We start from the raw sequence: 13,829 nt of genomic DNA, 5'->3' as shown, positions 1-13,829 counted from the left end.
TACTCTTTACTCACCCAGCCTTGAATAACAGAATCTAATGAAGAGAAGTTATAACGACTCCCTTGTACGGATGATACATTGCAGGAACCTGCAATAAAACAGATACTTATAAAAATTACGATTAATAATCTTCCCTTCATGTTCATTATCTATTAACTTCGTATTAAACACCAATTACACGAACTACGCTGTTGTTTGATGCAATTATAATTATAAAACCGCATAATTCGTACAATTCGTTCTTAAAATTTTCTATTTCGACTGTAAATCCCAGTATACCATTTCATGGATAAATGAAAAAACTCCGTTCTACCGGTTCGGCAGTCTGTACTTCTCCTGCCAATCCATATTGCCATGCCACGACAGTCACTTTCAACGGGAATTTACTGCGTGGGGGAATTTGAGTAAATACCAATTTATTCCCTTCTATCTCTGCCGGTCCTTCTTTCACATAATAATATACGGGTAGTCCGCAGTCGGAAGTTGCCTGTAAAGAGATAGTTTCCGTGCCTTTCTTCACATCGTCAAGACCCGGAAAAAGAATATGTTGGCGTTTACCTTCCGTATTGCGGTAGGGAATCCGGAAACTAAGTTCCTGAACTGTGCTTTTATAATGCTTGTCGCCGTCATTACCGGCTAATAAACAAATATCTCCCGTACGACGCTGATTGTACATTCCCATACGGTAGAAACGGACAGTAAAGGTTGTGTCGTTCACTTTCTGAACCGGGCCACAGATACGGGTTATTTCAGGAGAAGTGAGCGAATGTTCGTCAGAAATTGCAGTATGCAAGCTGTCCATATATACGGCTTTCAGATGAAAAGTCAATCCGTCTTTTTCCGGCAGGAAGCGGGCGGCAACTTTCACATGGGATTTGGGATTGTATGTGAGTAATTGCCCCTTTTGTACGAAACCTAAATATTGTGGTTTCTTCCCTCTTTCCCGGCGATAGCGCTCTTCCGTCATTTCAGCCACTTCCTTATCGAAATACCAGAATGCATCGTGCGAGTCTCCTTTGTACTCTTTATAAGGAGCAGCCTTTGCACGTTTCTTCTGATTCGGATGCCACCTTTCGGCAAGCCAGCCATTCTGCGGATTCAGCTTCTTCAATTCCACAGGCTTATTCAAGTCATACGTTGCGGGCATACGATATTCCAGTGCTTTCTTTAAAAACAACGCAATATAACCGGCGGTGCGGTCGGCTATATCGAAATGTCCTCGTCCTGTGTCGCAAAGGAAAGAGACGCAACTTCCAGGGTACATCATACGGAATGCCAAAGCTGGATTTACACGGTCTTCCCACCATTCGTATTCGCCTTCAATCATCAATCCAGGGATGCCGTCAATCGTACGTTTCCCCCACTCCATATTGTCACGCCCATATCCGGTAAGGTTAGTGCGTGGCGCATCTCCATGCAAAGAGATAATGGCTAATGTGCGGTCGGGATTCCAGGCGGCGAAGTTCCACGGGTAGGTAGCCATTGCCGAATGTCCGAACGGAACAATCGGAGCATATTTCAATTCGTTATATCCGCTGACAGAAGCAAAGTCATCCAGCATTTGTTCAAATGCCTTCTGGCTTCCGGCAGTTATGTCCCATTTCTGATCCCACCCCGAGTAATCCATATCAGTGCCAGATCTATTTCAGACATTCTCTCCCGAAACAAGGCGTTCTCAAACAGAGTTTCTTCCGTCATATTATGAGTACCTATCATAACCCCTTTTACCTGGATACAATCAGACGGTATCCATAAAAAAGCCTGCGGATGGTCATTCGTTTCGTTGGAAACAATGCCTGGTATTTTCACAGACCACTGCCATTCCGCTGCCATATTGCTGGGTAATAGAATAACGGACATTATTCCAAACACCAAAAATCGAAGTAGTCTCATGTTTAATTCATTTTTATTCTCTAATTTAAAAAAGGAGTGATGAGAAAACTCTCTTCTTCTCTCATTACGCCCCGAAACAAAAAACATAAATTTACCTACTTAAGCGGAGTAAAATGCAATGCAGCTCCGCCACTTGCTTTTAGCTTCAGAGTAAGTTTGTCGCCTGCCTTTATTTTCTTATGAGTACTGCGTACTTTCGTCCGTGTATCCAGCTTGTCGTCATCTTCATACAAATGAAGCATATACTTCTTTCCCAGTTCCAGGAAATCCGTAGTCAATGTGACCGTGCGGGCTTCCGTGTTTGTCATTGCTCCAACAAACCAGTCATTTCCTGAGCGACGGGCCTGAACTATGTATTCTCCAATTTCTCCGTCAAGCGCACGGCTATCATCCCAAACGCTCGGAATGGCTTTCCAAAACTCCAGTTCTTCTTCTCCTTTATAAAATTCCGGTCGGTCATACCAGAACATGAACTGCAATGGACTGTAATACACTGCTGCCATTGCTAACTGATGCGCTTTCGTATTCTTCACTCTGCCATTAAAATAACACAGTGTATAATCCGCAGCGCCTGCCAGGAAACGTGTATACGGAAGAACCGTGTTATGTGTAGCATCCGGCATCTCTTCGTTTCCACGGATACCTTCCTGTGTCATCAGGTTGGGATAGGTACGGCTGAAACCTGTCGGACGATACTCATCATGAATATCTACCATCAGGCCGTATTCTCCACATTTACGGACTGCATCATGCAGCCAAGTGCTCCATCGCTGATTACCAATCTGCACAAAACCGAACTTGATACCTTTCAATCCCCACTTCTTATATAAAGGTAATAAAGTATCCAATTGCTGCACCAATGCACGCTGATTGACGTATACCATAAGTCCGATTCCCTTCGATTCGGCATACTGGCACAAAGCAGGTATATCAAGGTCTTTATCCGGAGAAACAGTAGTGGCATCCGAACTCACTTTCATTTCCGGCCCGTACCAGCCTGCATCCATGTGCACATACCGGATGCCACGCTCTGCCGCGAAGTCAATGGCCGCTTTCACCCTATCCTGTTTCAGGTCGCCCGAACGGAATACTTTCCCCGGTTTAATCCAAGAAGTATCAGCCAGTTTGCAAGCCGGATTCAGATTCAAGACAATATCATTGTTGTTAATCAAATCGACCGGACGTTCGCCGACCATGATGACACGCCACGGAGTGCTGTAAGAAGAAATAATATCGACGCTGCTATACAGGCTTGTCTCCAAAGTGGAAGGTTTCTCTGCCGACAAACGGAATTTGCCACGGACATAATCCACCATTTCCGCTTCCAACAGGGCAACTGATAATCCATCAGGCAGTTTCAAGGTCAACGGACGTTCACTCTCCTCTTTTCCCCAACCTTCCAACGGACGAAGTACATAAGGCCCTTGTGCCCAACGCTCATAATAAGCCATTGTTCCTTGAGGCATTGTGAAACTGGTTTGCTCGCCTATGATATGCAGGAAAAGCCCGTTGGTTGTTTCCGGAAAATGATAACGGAAAGCGACTCCTTCATCATAGGCACGCACTATGATATTCATGAAGTAATTCTTACGCTTATCATAGCCACCATCTTGTACTCCGTCTCCTTCACCTTTCTTGAATTTCAGGGTCATCTCATTATAACAGTCACGAATCTCGGCACGTTCCCCATATACAGGTTTCCATGTTTCATCCGCTTTCCGTCGCTCTGTTCCCGTCAACTTCAGATTCTCACACCAGAAATGACAAGTGTCATTCGGAACACCCAGTGCCGACTCGAACAACTGATTTTCAATCAAGACACCCAATTTACTTTCTTCAATTACCGGACGGTTCTTGTAAGTCAAGGTGTAATACATTTGCACATTATCCTCTCCCACCGCACGCTGATAGAAGGTAAAACGATACGCTCCGTCGGGAGACGTCAGTTCCTGACGGGTTTCTGTCATTACATCCTGCGCTTTCAACAATGCCGGTATCACCAGCAATAAAAGCAAAATTCTTTTCTTCATTCTATTTACGTTCATGTTTATTCTTCTTTCCTATTAGATACGAACAAGAAGGAAATTATACTCAAACAAATTATTCACCGGAGAGATTATTCCATCTGCTCCCTATAAATAGTAGGTGTCATCCCCGTCACCCGTTTAAAGATACGGTTGAAATGCACAGGAGATTCAAATCCGCACGTCGCACTGATTTGTGATATATTCATCACACTACTATTCAACAGTTTACAGGCATACCCGATACGCATATCAAGCACATACTCTTTGAATGTCTTTCCTGTGTTTTCCTTGAAATAACGGCAGAAGGCGGTAGGATTCATGGCTGTATAAGAAGCAATCTCATCCAGACCGACAGATTCGGTATAATGTTTGTTCAGATAGGCAATCACTTTTTCCATCCTTTCATTACGCATGATGGAAGGGGACGGGGTATAATGGGAAGTAGTCAGATACTTCCTGTGATTGCTGGTAGCCATCATTTGCAGAAGTGAAAGCAGCAGGATGATTTGGTCGGCTCCTTTGGCAGAAGGTATCTGTTTTAATAACTTAATGATTTTTCCCGAACGGGTAACAGTGAATTTAATTCCCCTGCAAGCATCTTCCAACAGGTTCCTGATGGGAATAAACTGGGAATACTGAGAGATGGAATAATGCATGAAGTCTTTCTCGAACTGGATATTCACGCCTTTTACTTTCAGTTCGGTTTTTTCTCCGTCATCAGCTTCTTCCCCGCTATCCGGCGGACTCTGCATGCTATGAGGCAGTTCAGAACCGAAAAGAATCAAATCTCCTTCCAAATAAGGAATAATGCTGTCGCCTACGAGACAATCCCCCTCTCCTTTCTCCACATAGATAATTTCATACTCACTGTGGAAATGCCACGGGTAAGTGAAACGCGGATATTCATAAGAACGGGCACGGACGGGATTGGAAGTCGTAATAGCCAACTTCTCGTTCATTATCTTCTTCATAAATTCTCCTTTCTAAACTACTTTTGCAAAGATAGGTAAATATCTTGCAAAGATACGCATCATAGTGTGTGTAAAAACCCGCTATTTTTGCATCCATTCATAAAAACATTTGATAGAACCATGAACGAATTATTTAGTATTGCCGGTAAAGTCGCTGTTATTACCGGAGCAGGTGGTGTACTGGGTGGAAATATCGCCCAACACTTTGTACAGCAGGGAGCAAAAGTAGTAGCTATTGACATTCGTCAGGAGCAACTGGACAACCGTGTAGCTGAACTCAAACAATATGGTGACGATGTAATCGGTATCATCGGCAATGTCCTTGACATCTCTAGCTTGGAAAAAGTAGCGGAAGAAATCGTAGCCAAATGGGGACGGATTGATATTCTGCTGAATATTGCCGGTGGCAATATGCCGGGAGCCACTCTTGAACCGGAACAACATTTTTATGACATGGATATCTCCTGCTGGGAGAAAGTCACCAATCTGAATATGAACGGAACAGTTTATCCATCCATGATATTTGGCAAGGTTATGGCTAAACAAGGCAAAGGATGCATCATTAATGTATCATCAATGGCCGCATACAGCGCTATCACCCGTGTACCGGGATATTCGGCTGCCAAAACTGCCGTAGCCAACTTCACTCAATGGCTGGCAAGCGAAATGGCACTGAAATATGGTGACGGTATCCGTGTTAATGCCATTGCACCGGGTTTCTTTATCGGCGACCAAAACCGTCGTGTACTCATCAACCCTGACGGCTCATTGACAGACAGAAGTAAGAAAGTATTGGCTAAAACTCCGATGAAACGTTTCGGTGACATTAAAGAATTGAATGGTGCGGTGCAATTTCTGTGTAGTGAAGCCGCCAGTTTCGTAACCGGAGCGATGCTGCCTATCGACGGTGGTTTCAGCGCATTCAGCGGCGTTTAAGCAATAAATAATAGCCTGTAATAAAGAGAAAAAAAGATTATGATGGAAAAGACATGGAGATGGTTCGGCAAAAAGGATAAGATAACCCTGCCGATGCTCCGACAGATAGGGGTAGAAGGGATTGTCACTGCCCTGCATGATGTACCGAACGGAGAGATTTGGACAGTAGAAGCCATCAACGATTTAAAATCGTATATTGAATCGTATGGGTTGCGCTGGTCGGTCGTGGAAAGCCTTCCGGTTTGCGAGGCAATCAAATACGCAGGAGCGGAACGTGAACAGTTGATTGAAAACTACAAAGTAAGCCTTGCCAATTTGGGTAAATGCGGCATAAGGACAGTGTGTTACAACTTCATGCCCGTTATCGACTGGATACGTACCGACTTGCAACACCCCTGGCCGGACGGAACCAGTTCACTTTATTACGACCGTATCCGTTTTGCTTACTTCGACATCCGAATCCTGGAACGTGAAGGAGCTGAAAAAGACTATACAGAAGAAGAACTTCAGAAAGTTGCCGAATTGGATAAGGTTATCACAGATGCAGAGAAAGACGCCCTGATTGATACCATCATTGTCAAGACTCAAGGTTTTGTCAATGGTAATATCAAAGAAGGGGACAAAAATCCGGTTTCCATCTTCAAGCGGTTACTTACTTTGTACAAAGATATAGACCGGGATGCTTTGCGTGAAAATATGCGTTATTTCTTGTCCGCAATCATGCCTGTATGCGAAGAATATGGAATTAATATGTGCGTACATCCTGACGACCCGCCATTCCAAGTCCTGGGATTACCACGCATCGTCACCAATGAAAGTGATATTGAATGGTTCCTGAATGCCGTAGATAATCCGCACAACGGATTGACTTTCTGTGCAGGCTCTTTGAGCGCAGGCGAACATAACGATACCCGTGAACTGGCGAAGAAATTTGCCAGACGCACACACTTTGTACATCTGCGTAGCACGGCTGCCATGCCGGGCGGAAACTTCATTGAAAGTTCCCATCTCACAGGACGGGGACATCTGATTGACCTTATCCGTATCTTTGAAAAGGAAAATCCGGGACTGCCCATGCGTGTAGACCATGGACGGATGATGCTTGGAGACGAAGATAAAGGATATAATCCGGGGTATTCTTTCCACGGGCGTATGTTGGCTCTGGCACAGGTGGAAGGGATGATGGCCGTGGTGGATGATGAGAAAGAAAGACAGATGATATAACGGAACAATATAAAATATATGTAATGATACAACTACAATAAAGGAAGCTATCATCATAAAAACGGCAGGAAATAAAAGACTGTTTTTCAATCCTTTATTTCCTGCCGTTTCCGTTATACCATTCAATACTGTGTATTTAGCACTGCTTAGGCATCCTGATTGCCGTAAATGAAAATCACCTTTCGTACAGGTAATGCCGGGATGTACAATTCATGCGGTTGTTTCCTCCGAATCCATCTTCTCGAACTGGAAAAGTTACTTGATACTCACTTTATCTACAAACCCCTTCATATTGACGTTCAAATCTTCCAGTGAAGTCGCCCGTTTACCGTTCAAGACTATATTCTCGAACAGGATATTCCCGATTCTGCGGTTCTTATCATACCCTTCTATCAGCGAAGGATTGACATACTTGGCTGTACAAGAGATATTGCGGAACACGATGTTCTTTATACCCCGACCCGGCCCTGTGTTATACTTCTGATTGTACATCACACGGAGATGGAACAACTGTCCTTCCTGAATATTTTCCACACGAATGTCTTCAAAAGTAATATTTCGCGCAAGGTTATGGTCACCTACATTGATAGCCATACATCCCTGATAATCACGGTCGTCCTCATCATGTTCCAGTATATCAATGTTCTTGAACAGTATGTCTTCCAGGACTTCATCCCCAGTTTTCGTATTGCCATGCGTACCTATGTTGATAGGATGCGCGATGTCCGCCCAAAGGGTGGAATTCAGCACACGGATATTACGGCAATCCCCGTAATAATTCCAACGGTGGGTATAGAGAGCTATGCAATCATCCGAATTGCGCAGAAAGACATCATCAATCGTCACATCCGAGCAAGACATAAAGTCCAGTCCGTCACTCCATCCCTGATAGCTGAATGATTTCAGGTTTCGGATGGTGATGCCAGCAGATTGCCCGCAGGAAACGGTGTAGTGGCGCGAGTTGACAACAGTAATCCCGTCAATCAGCACATTCTTGGAATAGGCTACGGATATTCCTTGCTGCGGTTCAAGCAACATGCCATGCCCCAAGATTTTCACATTCTCCACACTGTCACAATTAAGACAGCCTTTCAGCACTGCTCCACCTTCCAGATAAACCGTTGTATTGGAAGGAATACGGAAGCACTTTCCTGCCGCATCGGTAGGTTCATGGATGCCGGACTCGAAATACATCACATTCGGGTCATTCTTGTCGGGCACATTCTTAATAATCGGATTGGCAAATACGTGCAGATTATTCAAACGGTCGCCGTTGAATTCGACAGAGAGTTTTTGCGGTTTATCCAGTGTAAACAAAAGAAAATTCCCGTCTATCTCCGGCTGAATGCCTTTGGAAAGGGGACGCACTATGGCAGAACGAATGTCTCCGTTATTCTTTTGCACCAGCACTTCCACTTTACCGGAGAAATCAAACTGTACCATGGTCGCATCGGACTTGGTATCCATATCCACCTTTACGTTATATTCGAAAAGGTCTACCCAATCTTTTTCACCTGCCTGCCGTACTTTTACTGTGTAGTCATCATTGTGACGGGCATAGTAGATGCCCATCGGTACGGGATAGGTGATGATTTCCGCCTGCACACAGTTCCATCCGAAAAGCGCAGAAAGAGAAATCAATGCCATTCTTTTTAATTTATTCATACCTACTGTTTTTTATCTACTGATATATGATAACGAAGCATGCCGGAAATCCATGAGGAGTGAAACGCCGGCAGTGCTTCCATTGACTTTCATCAGTATAATTCGAACAAGTCTTTCTTTTTACTCAAACGCGATTTTATCTTGCAAACATTAATGTGCCGAGTCCCAACAAGTACAATCCATCGTGATAAGTCCCTACCCAAATGCGCTCCTTACTGTCCTCATAAAGCACACGACAATTCTTCTGACTGAATTCATGATAGAACCTGTTCATTCTCCTGGTCGACGGCTCATAACGATAGACACCTTGTGTTGTACCCATCAGGATTTCTCCTTTGGACGTTTCGAGCATACAACGGATTTCTTCCCCCTTCCAGTCACCGTTAATCATCTTCTTATTGTACAGCATTATCTTATTCATGCTAGGATGATAATAGCACATTCCCTGATTATAGAGTCCTATCCATACAAGAATAATAAAGCAAATAATCCTGTCAATCATAGTATTACTCTTATTTTTCTTTTTTATTGTTATGTCCTACTCACGAACAAAGATAATTAATTTCATTTGTTTCTCTATATACAAAATCAAAATCTCCTATATTGATACTACGAACAATATAGGAGATTTACCTATCTATAACCGGATATATTTACCGGATAACATATTTATTGGAAAGTAGGCATCTTGAACCTATACAACAATCCACCTACCATAGAAGCTACATAATCAGGTTTTCCCTGTTTGATACCATCGTATGTATCTGTACGGACACCCACCTTAGGTTCGGCATACAAATAGACGGAAGAGGCTACCCGCAGTTTAAACTGCACACCGGCATCCAGTCCCGGCACTACCTGAAACTCTCCGTTACGACGAGACAAGCCGGCAGTGACTCCCATAAAAGGTACGACATCTATCACATGATCGGAACTATACCCCTTTGTTAACGTAGCCAAACTCATCATGTAATCCATCCCTAAACCGGCATAATGCAAAGGCAATTTATTCTGTGCCTTCGACTTATACAGGATTGTCCCGTTGATACGCCATGCAGACAGCGGAGTGTACCATTTGCCGAAACTTCCCTTCGCCTCCACACCTGCGTTCTTCACCAAATCCTTGTTGCCAACCAGCAAACTACCCATTCCGAGTGCCCCTGATATGAAGTAACGTTTGTCATCCTTATCAAACACACTGCGATTGGCTGCTTTTGAATAAGGAACAAAGCGGTAATGGAAACCGGCATTGACGCCTACCAATACATCTTTCTGCATAAAACCTAAGTTTCCTTCGATGAACTTGTCTCCATACATTCTGACTTGCGGTTCGATATACAGACCGAAAAAGTCATTCACATGCCATAGCCCCTGTATGCCAGCATTTATACCCGGTTGAAACTTATGGTCTGAATTATTGGTATACGCCAGGTTGACACCCACAGAAGCTATGAAATCAAAGATACGGTCAGGATTGTAACCGTCCATGGTAGACGTAATATTCCACAAATAATCAAGACCGCCACTGACGCTGATATGACTGAGTCTGCCCTCTTTAATATTACCGGGAACTAGATAGTTCGTAAAGAACCCGCCCGTACCTACCAGACGCAAACCGGAATAAGCAGTCAGCCACTTACCAAGAGAGACAGAAGCCTGCGGACCTAAAGAACTGAGGTTTTCAAAATTCTTCTTATTCAAAAACATTTGCAGACCAACTCCTGAAGTCATAAACAGATTGTCTGAGATATGATTGTTTGAGAATCCGTTCTTCGGACGTGCCGCACGGTCAATTGTATGATAAGTCAAACCTAAATTCAATTCTCCAAGCTGGTCTGTACCACGCAATCCACATCCGCCTGCATATCTCTTATGATAAACATTGAGACGAGGTTCTATAAATAAATCCATGGAACGGTTGAGACGGAAACTTCCTTGTACGCCTACTCCTATCCCCGGAGCGTACTTGCCAGAATTCTCCACCCCTTTTGTCCCAGCCAGATTAACTCCTGCAATACCAATTAAATTAAAGACCCTATCTTCATCATATCCCCACAGAACACTATTGAGATTCAACATATAATCCGCATGCAAATCAATATGTTTGAAATATCTGTTCTTACTACCGGCAGGTGTATCCGAAAAACCGACCGTCCCGGACAGACGCAGCCCGGAAGAAGGGCTGAACCATTTACCGATTCCGGCAGAGAACTGGGGACCCAAGCCTTTAATTGTATTCTTGATTCCTGAAACTTTCAGGGTACTGACACCACCGGACAAAGAAATAAACATATGATTCTGGAACGAACTGTTATCAAATTCATCGAAATGAATCTTAGTACCCATCGGAGCGGCAGGCATATATGTCAGACCAACCAGGACCGAACCTCCCACTTGATAATTTCTCCAACTTCCCCTATGTGACACAACATCATTATACCATCCTATCTGTGGCTCTACAAACAGGTCCAATGTATGGGAAAGACGTATATTGCCTTGTAAACCAATATGGGCACCATAATAAAATTCACCTCCACCTTTCAGATTCGGATATTTTTCAGAACGTTCACTATTATCACCGACCTTAGAATAACCGGCTTCTACACCAGCTATTCCAAACAACTCAAAACGACGGTTCGGATTGTACCCATATGCCAAGGAAGACATATTCAGCAGATAATCCAGGCTACCGCCACCCATCTTTATTTTAGAATCATATATTTTCGATGGCAAATACCCCATGTTCACCCCTATCCTGAGTCCGTGAACCGGAGTAATCCATTTTCCCATAAAAAGACGAGCGGTCATACCCAATCCGTCCTGGGTCTCCTTACCCGAAAGCAAACTATACGGACCTACACCGGCAGAGAAGAAGAGATGTTCATTAAACTTATTGCTCTCAAACTTCTCATTCGCTGGTCTTTTCTGCAACATATATTGCAATGCACCATAATCCTGTGCCTGTAAGGTGACAGCAAGCATCAGAAATAACGCCACCGCCACATACTTATTTTTAATTCTGAGGATATTCATCGTTTACTCTGTATTATCATTATTTAAGTTTCTGCTCTTCCGGCAGCAAGTCAATAATATCACCGTCCACTCTCGCTGTCTCCAGTAAGGATGGGTCTAATTCAAGGGCTTTCTCAATACTCATAATAGCATCACCCACTTTCTCCAAACGGTTAGCAACAATCGCTTTCACATAATATTCGCGGGCTGTTGTCACATTCATGGCAGAAATCTTCTCCCATGCTTCCTCATTTCTCTTCATCGCCAGCAACATTACCACCTCATTGAAAGGACTCGTAGCCGCCACCTTTTCGAAAGCATCCTTATAGTAACCAGCCAAAGCCTGTACGATGGCCTGCAAATCCTCAGAAACAACTCCTTCGGGAACCAATGTCAATACGGAATCCGCCTTGGTATATTTTCCTTCATGCAGCAAGGCGATAGCCTGATTGGACAACAATTCTACCGGTGCAGACTTGCTGACAAACGGTTCGAGGATACGTGAATCCGGCGCATCTTTCTGTATGTTTGATACCGCCAGTTCATTGGCCGCATACGTAAAGTTATCGTAAAGTTCAAGAGCCTCCCTGCAATACTTCTCCCTTTCATCCGGAGTTTTTGCCATCGTAATCATACGATAATATTCGAAACGTGTCAGTTCCTTCGGATTTGTGTTGTAAAGTCCCCTAATCTCATCGTCAGTCAGGAGACGGAAGATAGAATAACCATACGTATATTGCACCTTTCTCAGCTTAGGCAGATAGGTAGCAGATATTTCCTTATAGAAAGGTTTCGATTTCAATACATTATTCAAGCGATAAGGAACGGATTCGTATTGCTTGATTAAATCCTCTACTTCCTTGGCAATTTCCGGTTTAGCGTCTTTCTTCAGTAATTCCGCCACTTCTTTCCATGAAGCTACCGCCGCATCCGCTTTCACTTCCAGCAGTTTGCGCGTTTCCGGGTCCAGTTGTGACAGGATACGTTCCAATGCCTTGTTTGTACGCAGTTGTGCCAGTTGCAAGTTTCTCTCGTATGAACCATCCGGTGAAGCTACACCCGTAATATGGAAACTCTTCAATGAAGCATCCGGATTCGTCTCAATAGCACGAAGTTCCTCATTCAATCGATTCAGTTCCAACTGGTTATGAGGATTCTTATCATCCAAATCGGCTTTACCTACCAAGAATGTGAGATTTACTTCCCCTTTCGTATCCCGTAGCTGCATGACAGGTTTCGGAAGATACTTCTCATCCGTCAGATTGAAAGCGGAAAACTTGTACTCCAGAAAACGCAGCGGGTTGACAGTTCCGCGTGCAATGGAGAAAGAATCACGATAAATGATGTTCCGATAGTTCTCCATCGCAAGATGCACGTCCGCACGGTAATCATGTTGTAGATACTCTATATAAATAGAATCATGATAAGCGATAATATCCCTCTTACGCGAAGAAGTCGTTTTCACCTGAATATATTCATGCAAAGGGTCTTTATCCAAATCATAATCATACATCCGCTTTTGTGTCGTATTGTAAGTACCGCCGTCGAATACCACAGGACGCATCAGCAAACGTTTTTTGAGTGTCACATCATAAATGGAAGGTTGCAATACTAACCGGCGATGCGAGTTAAACATCTCTTTAGGCACCGGCACACGGGTTTTCAGATGGAAATAATTACCTTTGATTTCGATATCCGTCGGTTCCGGAATCACTTTATCTTTTACTTTGGAAGTAATCGTCACTTCGTCCAGTTCGATGACAGCATCTTTCAGCACTACATCAAGAATCTGCTTTCCCGCCACCTTCACCGTCTTGTCCTCATAACCGACGCATGTAAACTTCAACGAGCCGTTCTTTTCCACCAATACACTATAACGGCCATCCTCGTCAGACATTTCTATACGTTCGTCATTGACAGGATTGAGCACATTCACATTCGGAACACTTTTCCCCTGCGGGTTTGTGATATGTCCTTGTACACGGATACGTTGAGCAAATGCATCCATGCCGACCAACATCATTGCCACGAAAAGTACACCTATTAATCTACCACGTTTCAAATTGATTTTCATTCTCTTTTCTGACTAGCTAATGTTCAT

7 protein-coding genes and 2 pseudogenes are annotated in these 13,829 nt (G+C 43.7%); 2 read left to right on the top strand and 7 right to left on the bottom strand.

Annotation, left to right across the window (positions count from 1 at the left end):
- Positions 1-283: 283 nt before the first annotated feature.
- From NSB03_RS01595 to NSB03_RS01585, 3 genes and pseudogenes are all read right to left on the bottom strand, one after another.
- Positions 284-1,893, bottom strand: a pseudogene (locus tag NSB03_RS01595) (hypothetical protein).
- Positions 1,894-1,988: 95 nt separating this feature from the next.
- On the bottom strand, positions 1,989-3,938 hold the full coding sequence (locus tag NSB03_RS01590; protein ID WP_024986184.1) for a glycoside hydrolase family 97 protein: 1,950 nt from the start codon (positions 3,936-3,938) through the stop codon (positions 1,989-1,991).
- 71 nt (positions 3,939-4,009) lie between these two features.
- Positions 4,010-4,891, bottom strand: coding sequence for an AraC family transcriptional regulator (locus NSB03_RS01585; RefSeq protein ID WP_024986185.1), 882 nt, complete (start codon positions 4,889-4,891; stop codon positions 4,010-4,012).
- Positions 4,892-5,011: 120 nt separating this feature from the next.
- On the opposite strand from NSB03_RS01585, the gene NSB03_RS01580 reads away from it, so the two are divergent.
- The gene (locus NSB03_RS01580) at positions 5,012-5,827 is read left to right on the top strand and encodes an SDR family oxidoreductase (RefSeq protein WP_024986186.1); all 816 of its coding nucleotides are present in this window, start codon (positions 5,012-5,014) and stop codon (positions 5,825-5,827) included.
- A gap of 39 nt (positions 5,828-5,866) precedes the next feature.
- Positions 5,867-7,051, top strand: coding sequence for a mannonate dehydratase (uxuA, locus tag NSB03_RS01575; protein ID WP_136013916.1), 1,185 nt, complete (start codon positions 5,867-5,869; stop codon positions 7,049-7,051).
- 255 nt (positions 7,052-7,306) lie between these two features.
- On the opposite strand, the gene NSB03_RS01570 is transcribed toward uxuA, so the two are convergent.
- The 4 genes and pseudogenes from NSB03_RS01570 to NSB03_RS01555 form a co-directional block, all read right to left on the bottom strand.
- Positions 7,307-8,716 (bottom strand): glycosyl hydrolase family 28 protein, encoded by a 1,410-nt coding sequence (locus NSB03_RS01570; RefSeq protein WP_242357687.1) that lies wholly within the window; start codon positions 8,714-8,716, stop codon positions 7,307-7,309.
- Positions 8,717-8,873: 157 nt separating this feature from the next.
- A pseudogene (locus NSB03_RS01565) lies at positions 8,874-9,185 on the bottom strand (two-component regulator propeller domain-containing protein); the annotation flags it as partial.
- A 200-nt stretch (positions 9,186-9,385) separates the two neighbouring features.
- On the bottom strand, positions 9,386-11,749 hold the full coding sequence (locus NSB03_RS01560) for a membrane protein (RefSeq protein WP_024986188.1): 2,364 nt from the start codon (positions 11,747-11,749) through the stop codon (positions 9,386-9,388).
- 19 nt (positions 11,750-11,768) lie between these two features.
- Positions 11,769-13,802 (bottom strand): carboxypeptidase-like regulatory domain-containing protein, encoded by a 2,034-nt coding sequence (locus tag NSB03_RS01555; protein WP_024986189.1) that lies wholly within the window; start codon positions 13,800-13,802, stop codon positions 11,769-11,771.
- Between the last annotated feature and the right edge of the window lie 27 nt (positions 13,803-13,829).

The organism is Bacteroides acidifaciens, from assembly GCF_024623065.1.
Classification (GTDB): domain Bacteria; phylum Bacteroidota; class Bacteroidia; order Bacteroidales; family Bacteroidaceae; genus Bacteroides; species Bacteroides acidifaciens.
This window is presented reverse-complemented; position numbering and strand designations above follow the sequence as displayed.

What these genes read in the sequence shown, in the direction of transcription:
- NSB03_RS01590 (WP_024986184.1), bottom strand. Translation starts at nt 3,938, where the DNA reads ATGAACGTAAATAGAATGAAGAAAAGAATTTTGCTTTTATTGCTGGTG.
- NSB03_RS01585 (WP_024986185.1), bottom strand. Translation starts at nt 4,891, where the DNA reads ATGAAGAAGATAATGAACGAGAAGTTGGCTATTACGACTTCCAATCCC.
- NSB03_RS01580 (WP_024986186.1), top strand. Translation starts at nt 5,012, where the DNA reads ATGAACGAATTATTTAGTATTGCCGGTAAAGTCGCTGTTATTACCGGA.
- uxuA (WP_136013916.1), top strand. Translation starts at nt 5,867, where the DNA reads ATGATGGAAAAGACATGGAGATGGTTCGGCAAAAAGGATAAGATAACC.
- NSB03_RS01570 (WP_242357687.1), bottom strand. Translation starts at nt 8,716, where the DNA reads ATGAATAAATTAAAAAGAATGGCATTGATTTCTCTTTCTGCGCTTTTC.
- NSB03_RS01560 (WP_024986188.1), bottom strand. Translation starts at nt 11,749, where the DNA reads ATGAATATCCTCAGAATTAAAAATAAGTATGTGGCGGTGGCGTTATTT.
- NSB03_RS01555 (WP_024986189.1), bottom strand. Translation starts at nt 13,802, where the DNA reads ATGAAAATCAATTTGAAACGTGGTAGATTAATAGGTGTACTTTTCGTG.